The sequence below is a fragment of the Agarivorans sp. B2Z047 genome, assembly GCF_023373605.1.
Taxonomy (GTDB): domain Bacteria; phylum Pseudomonadota; class Gammaproteobacteria; order Enterobacterales; family Celerinatantimonadaceae; genus Agarivorans; species Agarivorans albus.
In genome coordinates, this window is record NZ_CP088080.1 from 3,368,687 (window position 1) to 3,384,840 (window position 16,154).

A 16,154-nucleotide genomic window follows, 5' to 3' on the forward strand; every position below is an offset into this window, starting at 1 on the left:
CTCCTATTTCCCTATCGGACCAGTGAGTTAGACTGTCCAATTGTGTATATACTTCTTTAGTCTAACCAAAAAAGTAAGCTTAACCCAAGCGTCATTTAACATTCACTTGAGTTAATTTGAACTAGGTATTTGCAAGATGCGCTTGAATTAGAGGTTTTTAAACTGACTATGAAGCTCGAAATCTCGTGCTGTGACCACTTTTTCTACTTTGCGTAAACGCTGTTCGAAATCATCAAACTGGTGCTCTAGCTCGCTAACTGCTTGGCTAGGCGTTTCGCCACGTTGCCACACTTTTGACTTAATGGTTACTCCCTCATCCCCTCTTAAATTACTGGGGCGTTTATCCATAAACAACCACGCTGCACCATAGATAATAAAAAATAATCCGAGGTTAGTAATTGCCAAAGTCACAGCAATGATTCGAATTAACCATGTTTCGGCGCCAAGGCTGTGTGCTAAACCAGCACACACCCCTGCAATTTTTCCTTTTTGTGGGTCGCGATATAGCGGTTTATCAAACATTAGCGCTCCCTCCAATGCGGCACGCTTTCATCTAAAATATTCTCTAGAGCGTGAATGCGCGCTGACATATCTTTGGCTCGAGTAGCTAAAGCATTTAGCTGCTCGCGCTCTTGTTCACTAATTCCATGTTCTACCTGACGCTTACTCTTGTAATGTAAAATAAGCCACAGTGGGGCCACTATGGCCATAAACAAAATTAACGGCGTCACCAATACGGTAAGCATAAATTCTCCTATTTTTGCTCTAACTTGGCTTTAAGCTTGTCTAGCTCGTCGGCAATTTCAGCGTCAGCACTTAACTCAGCAAATTGCTTGTTTAAATCAGGGTTGTTATCGCCTTCCTTACCAAATACTTCTGCGCGCGCTTCAAGTTGATCGATCTTAGCTTGAAACTGTTCAAATTTTTCTCGCGTTTTTAACGCGCGTTCATTATCTAGCTGCTGTCTTACTGCATGGCGGTTTTTGGCTGTGGTTTGACGAGCTAATAAACCAGCTTGACGATTTCTTGATTCGCTTAGTTTAAGCTCTAGCTGCTCAATTTCTTGCTGCAACTGCAACAAACTATCATCCACTAAGCCTAGTTCTTTTTGCTGCTGCTTAATTGATTCTTGTAAGTGTTTTTTCTCAACTAATGCCAAGCGCGCTAAATCTTCTCGCTCGCGGCTTAAGGCAAGTTCAGCTTTAGCCTGCCAATCTTCAGCTTGCTCTTCTAAATGCTCAATTTTACGTATCAGCTGTTTTTTATCGGCCAATACTTTTGCAGTACTAGCACGCACTTCCACCAAGGTGTCTTCCATTTCTTGAATGATAAGGCGTAGCATCTTTTGCGGATCTTCAGCTTTATCCAACATGGTGCTGATGTTGGAGTTAATAATATCTGTTAAGCGGCTAAACATTCCCATGGGGGACTCCTAATAAGGTCGAATAAAGATCAATGTATGTTTTCGAGATAATTGTTTACAAGTAGCATGCCAAATTATCAAGCCACTGATATTTATGACTTTTATAGATAAATGACAAAACTCAACAATGACTATATAGTTATGTTAACCAACTTTTAGTCAGAGAGACCAAATGGATTCCCCTAGCCTATTAGGTAAGGCACCTAGTTTTTTGGAGGTGTTAGACAAGGTATCACTCTTAGCTCCGCTAAACCGACCAGTACTGGTTATTGGTGAAAGGGGCACCGGTAAAGAGCTGATTGCTGAACGCTTACATTTTTTGTCGGAGCGCTGGGACAAACACTATTTAAGCTTAAACTGCGCAAGCTTGAACCCAAACTTGATTGAGTCTGAGCTATTTGGGCATCAAGCCGGCGCATATACCGGGGCATCTCAGCAACGTATTGGCCGATTTGAACAAGCTGATAAAGGCACCTTGTTCTTGGATGAACTGGCCAACATGCCAAATGAAGTGCAAGAAAAGCTATTACGCACTATCGAATACAACAAAATTGAACGCCTTGGCAGTAATAAACCGATTGAGGTAGATGTTCGATTAGTGTGTGCCACTAACCAAGATCTGCCAGAGTTAGTGGAGCAAGGGGATTTTAGAGCTGATTTGCTAGACCGATTATCTTTCGCAGTGATTACCTTGCCACCACTACGCCACCGCGTTGAAGATATTCAACTATTAGCCGAGCATTTTGCTCACAAAATGGCCAGAGAACTCAATTTTTCCCAGGTCCCTAGTTTTAGCCCAACGGTGCTAACACAACTAAATGATTATTCTTGGCCTGGCAATATTCGTGAACTTAAAAACGTTGTAGAGCGAGCGGTGGTAGAGAACAGCGACAATCAGGGTTTAGTTGATGCCATAAACCTAGATCCTTTTGCTTCGCCATGGCGACCACTAAAGCAAACCCCACAAGATTCGCCGATTGGGTCCAAGCAGCTCGATTTTAATCAACAAGTCGCCGACTTTGAGAAGCAATTAATTAGTGAAACCTTAGCAAACCATCATTACAAACAAACAGCCAGCGCTAAAGCCTTACAGATCAGCTACCATCAACTAAGGGGTTTGATCAAAAAACATCACATTAATACACAAGGCTAAGCCTTTCATTGGTTGAGATAAGCAGATGGTTAATGGTAAATTATCAAGCAGTTATCAGGATATCAGCTTCTCATGAATGCATTCTCAATTGGCACAGTGATGTGTCTGGCTTTTTTGCTACTTGGCTGTGACCAGCAAAAAGACGTAAAAAAGCTTGGTTTAGTCTATTGTACCGAAACCGCACCGCATACTTTTAATCCACAACTTGAAAGCTCAATCAATGCGATTGCGGTGACATCGCGACACCTTTATGACCGCTTAGTTGAAGTTGATCCAATTACTCAGCAACTGGTTGGCGGTGTTGCTAATAACTGGCAGGTAAGCGAAGACGGGCTGCGTTATCGTTTCTATTTACGTCAAGGTATTCATTTTCATAAAACCGATTACTTTAGCCCATCGCGTAACTTAAATGCCGATGATGTGATGCTAAGCATTGAACGCATTCTATACCCCGAACATCCACTTTACATCTTGGCTAACGGCGATTATCCCTTTTTCAATAATATTGGCTTTGGCAGCAATATTCGTAAACTCACTAAGTTGTCTGATAGCAGTGTTGAATTTGAGTTAAAGCGGCCAGATGCAGCTTTTTTGGCAAACCTAGCTAGCGACTATGCAGTAATTCTTTCAGCTGAGTATGCCGATAAACTCAGCCAATCAAACCAACTTGGGCTGCTCGATCAACTGCCTATTGGCAGCGGGCCGTTTTATTACGTTAACCAGCGTAAAGACCACTTTATTCGATACTACCGCCATTGGTTACACTGGCGTGGTGCGCCGCCGATGCAGCAGTTGGTATTTGATATAACCCCAACCTCTTCTATTCGCTTAGCCAAGTTGCTAACTGGTCAATGCGATATTATGGCGCAGCCAGCAGCAAACCAGCTTGAAGTGCTTAAAGCCCGTGAAGAACTGTTGGTCTCCGTGCAGGCTGGACTCAATGTTTCTTACTTAGCATTCAATACTCAAAAGCCTCCTTTTGCCGACGTACGAATTCGCCGAAATGTAGCAGGGCTGGTAAATAAACAGCGGATTTTGGATTCGGTCTATTTATCAACTGCAGATATTGCCAATGGCGTTCTTTCTCCTTCTTCTTGGGCTTACCGCCATCAATCTCGCTCACCAGAGCAAGACCACTTGGTTTACCCCTACATTGAAAAAGCCAAGCAACAACCCATAGAGTTGTGGGTATTAAATGAGGCTAAAAGCTATAACCCACAACCACGAAAAACGGCTGAGTTAATCCGAAATGATTTGGTGAATGATGGCTATCAAGTCAACGTGCGTTTGTTAGATTGGCAAGTATTACGCCGTTATTTGCGCGCTCCAGAAGTAGACTACGATTTATTATTGGTTGGCTGGTCTACCGATAACAGTGACCCCGATGACTTTTTCAGACAGCAATTCTCATGTGATGCGGTAGAACAAGGGTATAATTTTAGCCGTTGGTGTAATGGCCACTTTGAACAGCTACTCAATGCTGCAACCGCTTCTCCGCGCCTTGCCGACCGAGTGAGAAACTATTACAAGATCCAAAAAATAATCGAACAAGATGTGCCTATTTTACCTTTAACCCATGCATTAAAAATGTATTCCTATAATGACAGCGTTCACGGTATTACTTGGAACCCATTTGGAGGCGTTTCGTTCAACAACGCCTATAGGAAGTAAGCCATGCTCCGATATTTGATTCGCCGCATTAACCTACTGGTGATTACTTTTTTAATCATCAACTTGATTGCTTTTATTTTTCAGCAGAATCAGAACTTATTAATTGAGTCCGATGATTTTTGGTTTAAACAATACGCATTGTTTGTTTTGCAAAACATCAATGGCGACTTGGGTGTATCGAGCATTAGCGGCAAACCAGTGTTTGATGAACTGGTAAGTTTTCTCCCCGCCACCTTAGAGCTTTGTTTTTCGGCTTTTTTGTTGTCGTTTATTATTGGGATCCCGCTGGGTACCTTAGCCGGAATTTACCATCAGCACTGGATTAGAAACCTAATTTTAAGTGTGACAATGGTGGGTTACAGCATTCCGGTCTTTTGGCTTGCGCTACTCTTAGTCATGAACTCCTCCCTAATGCTGGGATGGTTCCCCGTATCAGGGCGCTATGACTTGCTATTGGAAATTCCTCAAGTAACCGGTTTTGGCATTATTGACGTGATGTGGTTAGAGCCTCAAGCCCGCTGGCCAGCGCTTATGAGCATATTAAGCCACTTAGCTTTGCCAACCCTAGTACTGGCTGTGGTGCCCACTACAGAGGTTATTCGCCAGCTATCCAACTCTATGGCTAAAGTAATGAGTGAGAACTACATTAAAGCTGCCGCTACAAAGGGCTTGTCGAAATGGCAAATAGTCACTCGCCATGCCTTACACAACGCGCTCCCCCCTATTCTTCCTAGCTTAGGTTTGCAATTTGGCAACGTGCTAACTATGGCAATGGTGCTAGAAGTGGTATTTGCGTGGCCGGGCATTGGGCGTTGGTTAATTTCAAGCATTTATCAGCAAGACTACATTGCTATTCAAGGCGGCATGTTAGCTGTAGCAACCTTAGTGATTATCACCTTTGTTTTAACCGATTTGTTTACCGCACTCATCCACCCACTGCGTCGAAGAGAAGTTTATGCTCAGCACTAATGTATTTTCTGAAACGACTATTTCCAGTGCCTTGCAGCAGGTACTGATCCGTTTTAGAGATAACTCTGTTGCGATGGTTGGTTTTTGGGTGTTACTTGGCTTTTTAGTGCTGGCCTTGTTCGGGCCGCTGATTGCGCCCTACCCACTGGATTATCAAGGTGACAACTTATTACAACCTCCATCTTGGAATCAACAGGGCCATGTAGACAACTTTTTAGGCACTGATGACTTAGGCAGAGATCTACTCAGCCGCTTAATCTATGGTTGCCAATTAACCTTTGGTGGCGGCTTTATAGTAGTAACGCTTGCTGCTTTAATTGGTATTCCCGTAGGCATTCTTTCTGGCATGAGCCGTGGAATTAAATCGAGCGTGCTACACCACGTAATGGATACCGCGTTATCGATTCCTTCCCTGCTAATTGCAATTATGGTGGTGTCTTTTCTCGGAACCGGCTTAGAGAATACATTGATTGCGATTGCCCTAGCGCAGATCCCGCAGTTTATTCGCTTTACCTATATTGCCGTTTCAAGCGAAATTCAAAAGGAGTACATTACGGCGATTCGCCTAGATGGTGCTACTAACTACCGTATTTTGAAAAATGGAGTGCTCCCTAATATTGCTGACTCAATTGTCTTTCAAATTAGTCGCAGCTTTTCCTCATCACTTATCGATATTACCGCCCTTGGATTTATTGGCATTGGAGCTCAGGCGCCACTACCAGAATGGGGCGCCATGTTAGGTGGAAGTAAAGATTTACTCTTTTCTGCGCCTTGGACAGTGACCCTACCCGGCTTCGTCATCATGACCAGTATTCTTAGTGTGAATATGGTAGGTGAAGGTTTACGCCAAGCGATGATTCAAGGAGTCGACTAATGGCTTTACTAGATATTCGCAACCTAACTATTGAAATCAACACACCCGCAGGAATAGTTAAAGCGGTAGATCGAGTTAGCCTTACCATGGCAGAGGGCGAAATAAAGGCCTTAGTCGGTGAGTCTGGTTCAGGCAAAAGCTTAATTGCCAAAGCATTATTAGGGGTAACGAAACCCAGCTGGACCATCAAAGCCGACCGCATGCGCCTGGGTGACGTAGACCTAATGTCCTTAACTACCCGCCAACGGCGCAAAGTGCTAGGCCATGAAATTGCGATGATATTTCAAGAACCTAGCTCATGTTTAGACCCCTCGGAAGAGGTTGGTAAACAAATTGAGGAAGCCATTCCCTGCCACAATATTAAAGGTGGATTTTGGCGACGTTTCCAGTGGCGAAAAAAGCAAGCGCAAGCCTTACTGCATAAAGTAGGTGTTAAAGATCACCACAAGGTAATGCGCAGCTACCCTTATGAGCTATCGGATGGGCTTTGCCAAAAAGTTATGATTGCCATGGCCATTGCAGGGCAGCCTAAGTTATTAGTTGCCGATGAACCAACTACAGCCATGGAAGTAACCACAGCCAGCCAAATATTACGCTTATTACACAAACTAAATAAACTGAATAACACCGCCATTTTGTTGATTAGTCATGACTTAAACACACTGTCCGACTTAGCTGACACCATCAGCGTAATTTATTGCGGCCAAATGGTAGAAGTGGGTCGTTCTGATCAAGTGGTAGGAAGTTCTAGGCACCCTTATACCTCAGCTTTACTTAGCTCAGCACCACAATTTAATAAACCTTTTGAGCGCAAAGCGTTTTTACCTGGCCTACCCGGCTCAATTCCCGCTTTACAACACTTGCCGATTGGCTGTCGACTTGGCCCGCGTTGCCCAAAAGCGCAGCGAAAATGTGTTACTCAACCCAAACTTAAAAAGGTGAAAGGTCATCAATATGCTTGCCACTACCCTTTAAACTTAGAGAAAAAGGTAAGCAATAATGGCTAATTTGCTGCACGTAAAAAACTTATCTCAACACGTTTATGTTCATAAAGGTTGGTTGAGCAGACAACGTTTTGCAGCCATCGATGACATAAGTTTCGAGCTAAACATGGGTGAAAGCTTAGCGATAATTGGTGAGTCAGGTTCTGGTAAATCTAGCTTGGCAAAAGTATTGGCGGGCATCAACAAACCGAGTAACGGGGATATTTTTGTTAACGGCGAGGCTTTAAAGTTTGGCGACTACACCCGCAGGTGCCGCTTAATCAGAATGATATTTCAAGACCCAAATAGCTCGCTCAACCCGCGTTCTAACATCGGTCGAATTTTGTCTGCACCACTTATTCTAAATACAGCGCTGTCGCAACAAGAGCAGCAGCAAAAAGTAATTGCTACCTTAAAATTAGTGGGTTTATTAGAAGAGCATGCCGAGTTTTTCCCTAGTATGCTATCTAGTGGTCAGAAACAGCGTATTGCGGTTGCTAGAGCGTTAATTTTAAGCCCCAAAATCATTGTTATTGATGAAAGCATTGCGGCCCTTGATGTCTCGGTGAGAGCGCAAATCATTAACCTATTGCTAGAGCTTCAGCAACGATTTGCAATCAGCTATATCTTTGTATCCAATGACTTGGGGTTAGTTAGACATTTTTCTGACAAGGTACTGGTGATGCAGCAAGGCAAAGCCGTAGAGTTTAAGCATACCGAAGAGTTCTTCACTCAGCCCGAACACGAGCTGAGTCAACGACTGATAAATGCCTATCAAAATGCCTTTCGTAAGTAGCGAAAGGTATTAAGAATTACCTCGATACAGAATACTTTCTTGCGCCCCCACCACTTGTGACATAGAAAGAGAAGCATTAACTTCGCGCTCAATCATATCCATTAATGGCCTTAAGGTAATGGGCAAATCACTGCGGATCTTTTCAGCAGTAATATAGTATGGCGCGCGTTGTCCATGGTACTCAACAACAGGGCCAATTTGTTGAAATTTAATGCCCAACAGCGCGGTGCTTCGAGCTAAGCGAGGCTCCATCATCACATAAGCATGTTTGATATTATGGCGCTCTACCAACACTGTAGCGGCTAGATACATACTGGCGGTGATAAAAGGAAAGCAGCGCAACTCTTCTTCATAGAGCTCGTTGATGTTAATCCCGCCCACCGCTGAGTCTTTAAATTTGTCGGCTTTACGTCGTCTAAATGTTGCTCTTAATGCTAAACGGGAAATTTCACAAACGTCTTCTCGAGCAAAATTTTGCGGATGTAATTCCTCATCGGTAATAGCACCTTCGCAATATTTTTCCAGAGGTAGTAATTGCTCGCCTGACGGGGCCACAACTCGTACGGTACTAGCGTAGGTATTTGAAGACTTGTGTCGCACTAAGCAATAATCAGAGTAATCGTCAAATTCATCGCGTTCAACTTTTTGCGGGTTAACCGGCTCAAAGCCTAACTCTTCACAATAAACATCGTGACGAAGGTGATAGACACTTTCTACATCTTCGTCGCTGAGCGCAACAAGTGGATGAAAATAGGTTTCATAATGCTTGGCAATCTCTGCAGCTTTCTTTTTAGCAGCATGCTGGGTGGTTTTACTGGTGGGTAAACCAACCACCTTTCCTTTAATGCTGGTCGGCAATATTTTACTTTTCAAAAGCTTAACCCTTATTCCCTTAAGTGTCTTGAGTCTTATTTTTTTATCGCGTTATGTTATTGATACTACCTAAATAAGATAATGTATAGTTCTTTTGATAATAAATTTACATCGCCTAAGATAGTGTCTATAAACTAACGACACAATAAAACTTAATTCCTCCCTATTTAACTGCTCTGATCAGCTAGGCTAAATGCAACTTTAGCGGTAAACATGCTAGAATCACTGCATTTTTTAGCGCTATAACATTCATGTATTCAGCGCCTTATTATCGGACACCTTAAAGGAATTAGTATGATCATCAAACCCAAGATCCGAGGCTTTATCTGTACCACCACTCACCCGGTAGGCTGTGCGGCTAATGTACAAGAGCAAATCGATTACACCAAACAGCAAGGCAAAGTAAGCAATGGTCCTAAGCGAGTATTGGTGGTTGGTTCTTCAAGCGGATATGGTTTGTCATCGCGCATCGCGGCAGCTTTTGGTAGCGATGCCGCAACTATTGGCGTGTTTTTCGAAAAACCAGCCACTGAAAAGAAACCTGGTACTGCTGGTTGGTACAATGCTGCTGCATTTGACCAAAAAGCGCATGAAGCCGGCCTTTATGCTAAAAGTATCAATGGTGACGCATTCTCACATCAAGCAAAACAAGCCGCTGTTGACTTAATTAAACAAGATCTTGGACAGATTGACCTTGTAGTTTACTCGCTAGCCTCTCCAGTTCGTAAATTACCTGACAGCGGAGAACTGATTCGCTCTAGCTTAAAACCTATCGGTGAAACTTATACAGCAACAGCTGTTGATACCAATAAAGATACCATTATCGAAGCAAGCGTTGAGCCTGCAACCGAGCAAGAAATCGCTGATACGGTAACGGTAATGGGTGGTGAAGACTGGGAGCTTTGGATTAAATCCTTAGATGAAGCCGGCGTGCTAGCGGAAGGTTGTAAAACCGTTGCCTACAGTTACATTGGCACCGCGCTAACTTGGCCAATCTATTGGGATGGTGCCTTAGGTAAAGCGAAAATGGACCTAGATCGCGCTGCAACAGCTCTTAATGAAAAACTAAGCAGTAAGCAAGGCTCAGCCAACGTTGCAGTGCTTAAGAGTGTTGTTACCCAAGCAAGTTCCGCAATTCCTGTGATGCCTTTATACATCTCGATGGTTTTCAAAATCATGAAAGAACAAGGTCTGCACGAAGGCTGTATGGAGCAAATCTATCGTTTATTCAATGAACGTTTGTACCTAGAAGGTGAACAAGCTCCTGTAGATGAGCAGAATCGTCTGCGTTTAGATGATTGGGAATTACGTGAAGATATTCAACAAGCTTGTGTTGACCTATGGCCACAAATTACCACCGAGAACCTGAAAGAACATACTGACTATGAATACTATAAAGCGGAGTTTTTGAAGCTATTTGGCTTCGGCGTTGAAGGTGTTGATTACGAAGAAGATGTTGCAACAGCAGTGCCGTTTGAAGTAGTAACCTTAGACTAATAACTAGCTTAACAACCACAAAAGCCCTTAACAGTTGCTGTTAAGGGCTTTTTTAATTAATTCTTTGATAACGAATACGCCCTGCTCTTGGCAAGTATGCATCCAATGTTTGACCATCTTTTGAAATGCGGTATTCAATCACTTTATCCGCTGAGGTCACCACCACGCGATTACCATTTATCTTGTATTTGGTCGCTACCCGGCTGCCAGATTTAACTTGGCCATCCTCTGAGAATACAAGGCGTTCTTTCTTGCCATAAAAATCATGCTCTGCTTCCCAAGTACCTACAATAGGATTTACTTTAAGCTCAGGCTCTATGCCAACCAACTCTGGATAAGCAAAGTAAACAAAAGACGTCACGCCTAAACCGATACCAAGAAGTGCTATAAGCAGCACAATGGATTTCTTCACATTGTTCTCCAAAACTAAAAAAGGACGTAAAACGTCCTTTTTTCAGTATCTTACGTAAGCACTAAGCTTACAACAAGTTTTGGATTTCTGCTTTGCTTTTTAAGACATCAATCAATACTTGATAACTAGCTTCAGTTTTAACATTGCTAAGTTGTTGTAACCATTGATTAGTTTCATTGGCATCAACGGTTTCTGCTTCGTTAACTGCTGTTAATTGAATAACCAGTTGGTCACCGCTCATAGTTGTAATGCGACTCGCCACTTTTTGCTCAGAAGGTTTTGCCATCATAAATAAATGACGTACCACTTGAGGCTCAAAGTCTTGGCTATCACGAGCTACCTTAAACTTAGAATCTAGTTTAAGTTGCTGCTCATACAACAAAGCATCTATGCCTTCACCACTTTCAAGCGCAGCAATTAGGCTATCTGCATAATCTTGTGCGGCCTTTGTTGAACGAGATTGAGTAAGTGCAGTGTTAATTTGTGCTTTAACCTCTTCATAAGGTTTTACTTCTGAAGCTTGGTGAGCCATAACACGAACAACAATTGAACTGTTGTCTGACAACTGGATTGCATCACTATTTAAGCCTTCAGCGATGAAGTCTAAGTTAAATAGTTGATTAATTACCTGAGGCTCGCCTAAGGCACCATTGGCACTAGCGCGAGTTAAACCTTTAACAGTTTCAACTTCTAAGCCCGTTTCGCTAGCAACATCAGCTAATGAATCAGGAATTTCGAAGGATACTTCAGCAAGACGCTGAGCTTGCTCATAGAACGCATCTTGTGCTTGTTCTTGTTGCAGGCGCTGACTAATTTGCTCTTTCACTTCTTCTAAAGGTTGTGCTTGAGATTCTTGAACATCCAGCAATTTAATCAGGTGATAACCAAACTCAGTTTTAACAACTTCACTTACGTCACCGCTATTAACAAGTGCGAATGAAGCTGCATCGAACTCAGGAGCCATTACGCCACTTTCAAACCAATCTAGTTCACCACCTTCCTGACCACTAAAAGTATCTTCAGATTCAGCAGCGGCTAGCGTCGCAAATTCTTCACCTTGATTGATCTTAGCTAACAGCTCTTCAGCTTTAGCTTCATCAGCAACCAAAATATGGGCAACTTTACGCTTCTCTGGTTGTGAATAAGTTAACTGATTTGCATCGTAAAATTGTTGAATGTCTTCTTCGCTAACTTCTATGCTTGCAGCAATTTTCTCGGCATCAACTACGATGTACTCAACATCTACCGACTCTTCAGTGCGGAAAGTGTTTTTACGTTCTTCGTAGTAAGCCAGTAAGTCTTCTTCGCTTGGCGCTTCTTGGTTGGCAAACTGAGCAACTGGAACCGTAACATAGCGCACGTCACGAGTTTGTTGATTTAGCTTAACCAGCAACTCAGCTTCACTTGGTAGCGCAAACTCACTACCTAACAAAGCTTGCTGCAATTGACGACGGGTTAAGTCGTTGCGAATCATATCGCGAAATTGAGCAGGTTGGAGGTTGGCGCGGTAAAGAACAGCTAAGTAACGCTCGTTATCAAAACGACCATCAACTTGGAATTCTTGCATGCCTAAAATTTGTGATTTAACTTGCGCGTCGCTTACGCGTAAACCATAGCTTTCTGCAGCTTGGTCTAACAAGCGCTCACCAATCATTCGGTCTAATACGTTGCTTCTAAACTGGGCCATGTAGCTTGGGTCAGCGGCTAGTTGATTAAACGCAGCACCAAACTGGCTTTCTAAGCGGGCACGCTCGTTTTGATAAGCTTGATCAAACTCTGCACGGCTAATGGACTCACCATTAACTTCAGCGGCTAATTGCTCACTAGGGCTTGCGATGTAGCTACCTACACCAGCCAGAGCGAAAGATAATATGACCAAACCTAGGATGATTTTGGCTACCGGACCTTGGCTTCCTTCACGGAGCTTTTCCAACATGCTTAATTACTCTTTACCACATTAAATAATGAAAAAGCGCATCGAATGGATGCGCCTTTGACAGATCGCAATTGCGTCTGACAGTTAGTTTACAGCGTCTTTTAACGCTTTACCTGCTTTAAACGACGGTACGTTAGCAGCGGCAATTTGGATCTCTGCACCAGTCTGAGGGTTACGACCAGTACGGGCTGAACGTTCTTTAACTTGGAAAGTACCAAAACCTACCAAAGCAACGTTGTCGCCTTCTTTAAGTGTATCTGAAATCGCGTCAATGAAAGAATCCAGCGCACGACCTGCAGCGGCCTTAGAAATGTCAGCGCCTTCAGCGATTTTGTCTACGAGTTGAGCTTTATTCACAATTGGTTCCCCTTGTTGTTATTCCTTTTCTTCTCACCGCAGGGAAGCTTCCCTAATAATCGCGGCTCAGAATGAGGTTCGTCAGTCTACATTTAGTTAAAATATACCATCAATATTATTATCAACGGCTTCCTTGCCAGCCTTAGGCTATAGCCCTTGAACAAGGCTGGCAAGTACTATTTCACCATTGAATATCGTTTATTTGCATTGACTCAAGCTTTTACTTCAAAGCCTTCAGGATTTTGCTCTAAAGCCGCTTCCAGAACCTGCTCAATCCAGCGAACTGGAATGATTTTAAGGTCGCCAATAACATTTTCTGGTATATCTTCTAAATCACGTTCATTTTCTTGTGGAATAAGAACGGTTTTAATTCCGCCACGATGCGCAGCCAATAGCTTCTCTTTCAAGCCACCAATCGGCAATACTTCACCACGTAAGGTAATTTCACCGGTCATCGCGACTTCAGCTTTTACCGGATTACCGGTTAGGCTAGAAACTAATGCGGTACACATTGCAATACCGGCACTTGGGCCATCTTTTGGTGTTGCACCTTCCGGTACGTGTACGTGAATATCACGTTTCTCATAGAAATCTCTGTTAATGCGCCACTTATCCGCGCGAGCTCTAACCACAGTCATGGCTGCTTGAATAGACTCTTGCATCACATCACCAAGAGAACCGGTATAGCTAAGTTTACCTTTTCCTGGCACCGATGCTGTTTCGATAGTTAACAAGTCACCGCCCACTTCAGTCCAAGCAAGGCCTGTTACCATACCAACACGGTTGTTCTCATCGGCTTTGCCATAATCACAACGCTGCACACCAAGGTACTCACTGAGGTTATCTTGGCGTATCTCTACTTTCTTGGTGTCTTTGCTTAGCAAAATTTCTTTCACTGCTTTGCGACACAACTTTGAGATTTCACGCTCTAAGCTACGCACACCAGCTTCACGGGTGTAGTAACGAATAATGCCAATGATAGCGCTGTCTTCGATAACTATTTCATGCTCTTTCAAACCATTGCGCTTGATCTGTTTGCTAATTAAGTGCTGTTTAGCAATATTTAGTTTTTCGTCTTCGGTATAGCCCGATAAACGAATCACTTCCATACGGTCAAGCAATGGACCAGGAATATTCATTGAGTTTGAGGTAGCAACAAACATTACATCTGATAAGTCGTAATCGACTTCAAGGTAATGATCGTTAAAGCTATTGTTTTGCTCTGGGTCTAATACTTCTAACAATGCAGAGGCAGGGTCGCCGCGCATATCAGACGCCATCTTGTCAATTTCATCAAGCAAGAACAGCGGGTTTTTCACCGCCACTTTAGACATTTTTTGAATCAGCTTACCCGGCATTGAACCAATATACGTTCTACGGTGCCCGCGAATCTCAGCTTCATCACGCACGCCACCTAAGGCCATACGTACGTACTTACGTCCAGTTGATTTGGCGATAGATTGGCCCAGTGAAGTTTTACCTACACCTGGAGGACCTACCAAACAAAGGATAGGACCTTTAAGTTTGTTGACTCGGCTTTGCACTGCCAAGTATTCCAAAATACGTTCTTTTACTTTCTCTAAACCGTAGTGGTCTTGATTAAGCACCTGCTCGGCTTTGGCTAAATCACGCTTCACTTTCGAGCGTTTAACCCAAGGAACACTAAGCATCCAATCAACATAGCCGCGCACCACTGTAGCTTCTGCCGACATTGGCGACATCATTTTAAGCTTGTTGAGTTCGGCAAGCGTTTTCTCTTTTGCCTCTTCAGGCATTTTGGCTTCATCGATGCGTTGAGAAAGCTGCTCAAATTCGTCTTGACCATCTTCAGACTCACCCAATTCTTTTTGGATAGCCTTCATTTGTTCGTTTAAGTAATACTCACGCTGGCTTTTTTCCATTTGCTTTTTTACACGTCCACGGATCTTTTTCTCAACGTGTAGCAAATCGATTTCGGACTCCATCATTGCCATTAGGTATTCAAGGCGTTCTGGAATACTGGCGATTTCAAGCACCGACTGTTTGTCTTCTAACTTGAGCGGCATGTGAGCAGCCATAGTATCGGCTAAACGCGCCGCATCATCGATGCCAGAAACAGAAGTAAGCACCTCAGGCGGAATCTTCTTGTTTAGCTTGATGTAGCCTTCAAATTGGCTTATGGCAGAGCGCACCATTACTTCTTGCTCTTTTTCATCGGGCTGTGCAGATACTACATACTCAGCAGCAGCCACATAGTATTCTTCTTGAACAATTTGCTCGAGCTTAGCGCGCTGACTACCTTCTACCAGTACTTTAACGGTACCATCAGGCAGCTTAAGTAATTGAAGAATATTAGCAACGGTACCTACTGTGTATAGGTCATCAACCTGTGGGTCGTCATTGCTTGCGTCCTTTTGAGCCACCAGCAGTACTTGCTTGTCTTGGCTCATTGCACTTTCTAAGCAACGGATAGATTTTTCACGACCAACAAACAATGGAATAACCATGTGCGGATATACCACCACGTCGCGCAGCGGTAATACGGGAATTTCGAAACGTTCTGAACGCTCTAAGGTCATGTCGTCCTCTTTACCTTAGCTAATAATCTCTATCAGCAATATATTGGGTCAAACTTGGTGGTTTCAATTAGTTACGCAGAATAATTCAAAAAAAACTTCTGACTGTTGTTTTTTCATACAATAAATTAACGTAGTCGACGCCTCACTGTACCTCGAACTTTGCCCGCCATACCAATTAAGCTTTGTCTGGTATGGCAATGACATAAAGCGACAGCAAGGGCATCAGCAGCGTCTGCTTGTGGGCTTGCCGACAAGTTTAGAAGTTGGGTCACCATGTGTTGAACTTGTGATTTATCTGCAGCTCCGGTTCCTACCACTGCTTGTTTTATTTGCCGTGCCGAGTACTCTGCCACAGGCAAATTTTGGCTTACCGCGGATACAATCGCCGCACCACGAGCTTGACCAAGCTTTAACGCAGAATCAGCATTCTTGGCCATAAAAACTTGTTCTATGGCAAACTCGTCGGGCGAGAATTGAGTGATAATTTCACTCACTCCAGCATGGATTTGTTTTAACCTGAGCGGTAGGGCTTTTTCATTGGTGCGAATACAACCACTACCCAAATACTCTATTCGCCCATGGGCTTGTTTAACAAGTCCGTATCCGGTGATCCGCGAGCCGGGATCAATGCCTAAAATAATCTTCACGGTTA

General features: G+C 43.4%; 16 protein-coding genes. 7 read left to right on the forward strand and 9 right to left on the reverse strand.

The features are described from left to right. Nucleotides 1–147 precede the first annotated feature (147 nt). The 3 genes from pspC to pspA are packed head-to-tail and all read right to left on the reverse strand — an operon-like array spanning nucleotide 148 to nucleotide 1,423. The gene (gene pspC, locus LQZ07_RS15305; RefSeq protein WP_016402610.1) at nucleotides 148–522 is read right to left on the reverse strand and encodes an envelope stress response membrane protein PspC; all 375 of its coding nucleotides are present in this window, start codon (nucleotides 520–522) and stop codon (nucleotides 148–150) included. Beyond that, complete coding sequence (pspB, locus tag LQZ07_RS15310; RefSeq protein ID WP_016402611.1) at nucleotides 522–746, reverse strand: envelope stress response membrane protein PspB; 225 nt, start codon at nucleotides 744–746, stop codon at nucleotides 522–524. Before pspB ends, pspC begins: the two co-directional genes overlap by 1 nt. An 8-nt stretch (nucleotides 747–754) precedes the next feature. Then, nucleotides 755–1,423 carry a phage shock protein PspA gene (pspA, locus tag LQZ07_RS15315; RefSeq protein ID WP_016402612.1) on the reverse strand — a complete coding sequence of 223 codons (669 nt, stop codon included), beginning with the start codon at nucleotides 1,421–1,423 and terminating at the stop codon, nucleotides 755–757. Between the two features lie 172 nt (nucleotides 1,424–1,595). Here pspA and LQZ07_RS15320 point away from each other — a divergent pair, with 172 nt between their 5' ends. The 6 genes from LQZ07_RS15320 to LQZ07_RS15345 all read left to right on the forward strand — a co-directional run bounded on the left by LQZ07_RS15320 (nucleotide 1,596) and on the right by LQZ07_RS15345 (nucleotide 7,869). After that, nucleotides 1,596–2,576: a sigma 54-interacting transcriptional regulator gene (locus LQZ07_RS15320; protein ID WP_152781041.1), complete on the forward strand. Its 981-nt coding sequence runs from the start codon at nucleotides 1,596–1,598 to the stop codon at nucleotides 2,574–2,576. A gap of 72 nt (nucleotides 2,577–2,648) precedes the next feature. Further along, complete coding sequence (locus LQZ07_RS15325; protein WP_152781043.1) at nucleotides 2,649–4,247, forward strand: ABC transporter substrate-binding protein; 1,599 nt, start codon at nucleotides 2,649–2,651, stop codon at nucleotides 4,245–4,247. Between the two features lie 3 nt (nucleotides 4,248–4,250). Beyond that, nucleotides 4,251–5,216, forward strand: coding sequence for an ABC transporter permease subunit (locus LQZ07_RS15330; RefSeq protein WP_152781045.1), 966 nt, complete (start codon nucleotides 4,251–4,253; stop codon nucleotides 5,214–5,216). Then, nucleotides 5,203–6,090 carry an ABC transporter permease subunit gene (locus LQZ07_RS15335; RefSeq protein ID WP_152781047.1) on the forward strand — a complete coding sequence of 296 codons (888 nt, stop codon included), beginning with the start codon at nucleotides 5,203–5,205 and terminating at the stop codon, nucleotides 6,088–6,090. The genes LQZ07_RS15330 and LQZ07_RS15335 overlap by 14 nt, the downstream gene beginning before the upstream one ends. Next, nucleotides 6,090–7,097, forward strand: coding sequence for an oligopeptide/dipeptide ABC transporter ATP-binding protein (locus LQZ07_RS15340; RefSeq protein WP_016402617.1), 1,008 nt, complete (start codon nucleotides 6,090–6,092; stop codon nucleotides 7,095–7,097). The genes LQZ07_RS15335 and LQZ07_RS15340 overlap by 1 nt, the downstream gene beginning before the upstream one ends. Then, the gene (locus LQZ07_RS15345; RefSeq protein WP_371923311.1) at nucleotides 7,087–7,869 is read left to right on the forward strand and encodes an ATP-binding cassette domain-containing protein; all 783 of its coding nucleotides are present in this window, start codon (nucleotides 7,087–7,089) and stop codon (nucleotides 7,867–7,869) included. The genes LQZ07_RS15340 and LQZ07_RS15345 overlap by 11 nt, the downstream gene beginning before the upstream one ends. Nucleotides 7,870–7,878: 9 nt before the next feature. Here LQZ07_RS15345 and LQZ07_RS15350 read toward each other — a convergent pair whose 3' ends face one another. Beyond that, the gene (locus LQZ07_RS15350) at nucleotides 7,879–8,742 is read right to left on the reverse strand and encodes a PEP-CTERM/exosortase system-associated acyltransferase (RefSeq protein WP_227981214.1); all 864 of its coding nucleotides are present in this window, start codon (nucleotides 8,740–8,742) and stop codon (nucleotides 7,879–7,881) included. A gap of 294 nt (nucleotides 8,743–9,036) precedes the next feature. On the opposite strand from LQZ07_RS15350, the gene fabV reads away from it, so the two are divergent. Further along, nucleotides 9,037–10,239, forward strand: a complete 1,203-nt coding sequence (gene fabV, locus LQZ07_RS15355; protein ID WP_152781049.1) for an enoyl-ACP reductase FabV — start codon at nucleotides 9,037–9,039, stop codon at nucleotides 10,237–10,239. Between the two features lie 52 nt (nucleotides 10,240–10,291). On the opposite strand, the gene LQZ07_RS15360 is transcribed toward fabV, so the two are convergent. The 5 genes from LQZ07_RS15360 to ruvC all read right to left on the reverse strand — a co-directional run bounded on the left by LQZ07_RS15360 (nucleotide 10,292) and on the right by ruvC (nucleotide 16,149). Then, nucleotides 10,292–10,651: a DUF2850 domain-containing protein gene (locus LQZ07_RS15360; protein ID WP_016402622.1), complete on the reverse strand. Its 360-nt coding sequence runs from the start codon at nucleotides 10,649–10,651 to the stop codon at nucleotides 10,292–10,294. Nucleotides 10,652–10,718: 67 nt separating this feature from the next. Continuing rightward, complete coding sequence (locus LQZ07_RS15365) at nucleotides 10,719–12,587, reverse strand: SurA N-terminal domain-containing protein (protein WP_152781053.1); 1,869 nt, start codon at nucleotides 12,585–12,587, stop codon at nucleotides 10,719–10,721. Between the two features lie 84 nt (nucleotides 12,588–12,671). Further along, complete coding sequence (hupB, locus tag LQZ07_RS15370; protein WP_016402624.1) at nucleotides 12,672–12,944, reverse strand: nucleoid-associated protein HU-beta; 273 nt, start codon at nucleotides 12,942–12,944, stop codon at nucleotides 12,672–12,674. Between the two features lie 212 nt (nucleotides 12,945–13,156). Then, nucleotides 13,157–15,502, reverse strand: a complete 2,346-nt coding sequence (lon, locus tag LQZ07_RS15375; RefSeq protein WP_152781055.1) for an endopeptidase La — start codon at nucleotides 15,500–15,502, stop codon at nucleotides 13,157–13,159. Between the two features lie 125 nt (nucleotides 15,503–15,627). Further along, a complete protein-coding gene (gene ruvC, locus LQZ07_RS15380; RefSeq protein ID WP_249483191.1) occupies nucleotides 15,628–16,149 on the reverse strand; it encodes a crossover junction endodeoxyribonuclease RuvC in 522 nt (173 codons plus the stop codon). Between the last annotated feature and the right edge of the window lie 5 nt (nucleotides 16,150–16,154).

What these genes read in the sequence shown, in the direction of transcription:
- pspC (WP_016402610.1), bottom strand. Translation starts at nt 522, where the DNA reads ATGTTTGATAAACCGCTATATCGCGACCCACAAAAAGGAAAAATTGCA.
- pspB (WP_016402611.1), bottom strand. Translation starts at nt 746, where the DNA reads ATGCTTACCGTATTGGTGACGCCGTTAATTTTGTTTATGGCCATAGTG.
- pspA (WP_016402612.1), bottom strand. Translation starts at nt 1,423, where the DNA reads ATGGGAATGTTTAGCCGCTTAACAGATATTATTAACTCCAACATCAGC.
- LQZ07_RS15320 (WP_152781041.1), top strand. Translation starts at nt 1,596, where the DNA reads ATGGATTCCCCTAGCCTATTAGGTAAGGCACCTAGTTTTTTGGAGGTG.
- LQZ07_RS15325 (WP_152781043.1), top strand. Translation starts at nt 2,649, where the DNA reads ATGAATGCATTCTCAATTGGCACAGTGATGTGTCTGGCTTTTTTGCTA.
- LQZ07_RS15330 (WP_152781045.1), top strand. Translation starts at nt 4,251, where the DNA reads ATGCTCCGATATTTGATTCGCCGCATTAACCTACTGGTGATTACTTTT.
- LQZ07_RS15335 (WP_152781047.1), top strand. Translation starts at nt 5,203, where the DNA reads ATGCTCAGCACTAATGTATTTTCTGAAACGACTATTTCCAGTGCCTTG.
- LQZ07_RS15340 (WP_016402617.1), top strand. Translation starts at nt 6,090, where the DNA reads ATGGCTTTACTAGATATTCGCAACCTAACTATTGAAATCAACACACCC.
- fabV (WP_152781049.1), top strand. Translation starts at nt 9,037, where the DNA reads ATGATCATCAAACCCAAGATCCGAGGCTTTATCTGTACCACCACTCAC.
- LQZ07_RS15365 (WP_152781053.1), bottom strand. Translation starts at nt 12,587, where the DNA reads ATGTTGGAAAAGCTCCGTGAAGGAAGCCAAGGTCCGGTAGCCAAAATC.
- lon (WP_152781055.1), bottom strand. Translation starts at nt 15,502, where the DNA reads ATGACCTTAGAGCGTTCAGAACGTTTCGAAATTCCCGTATTACCGCTG.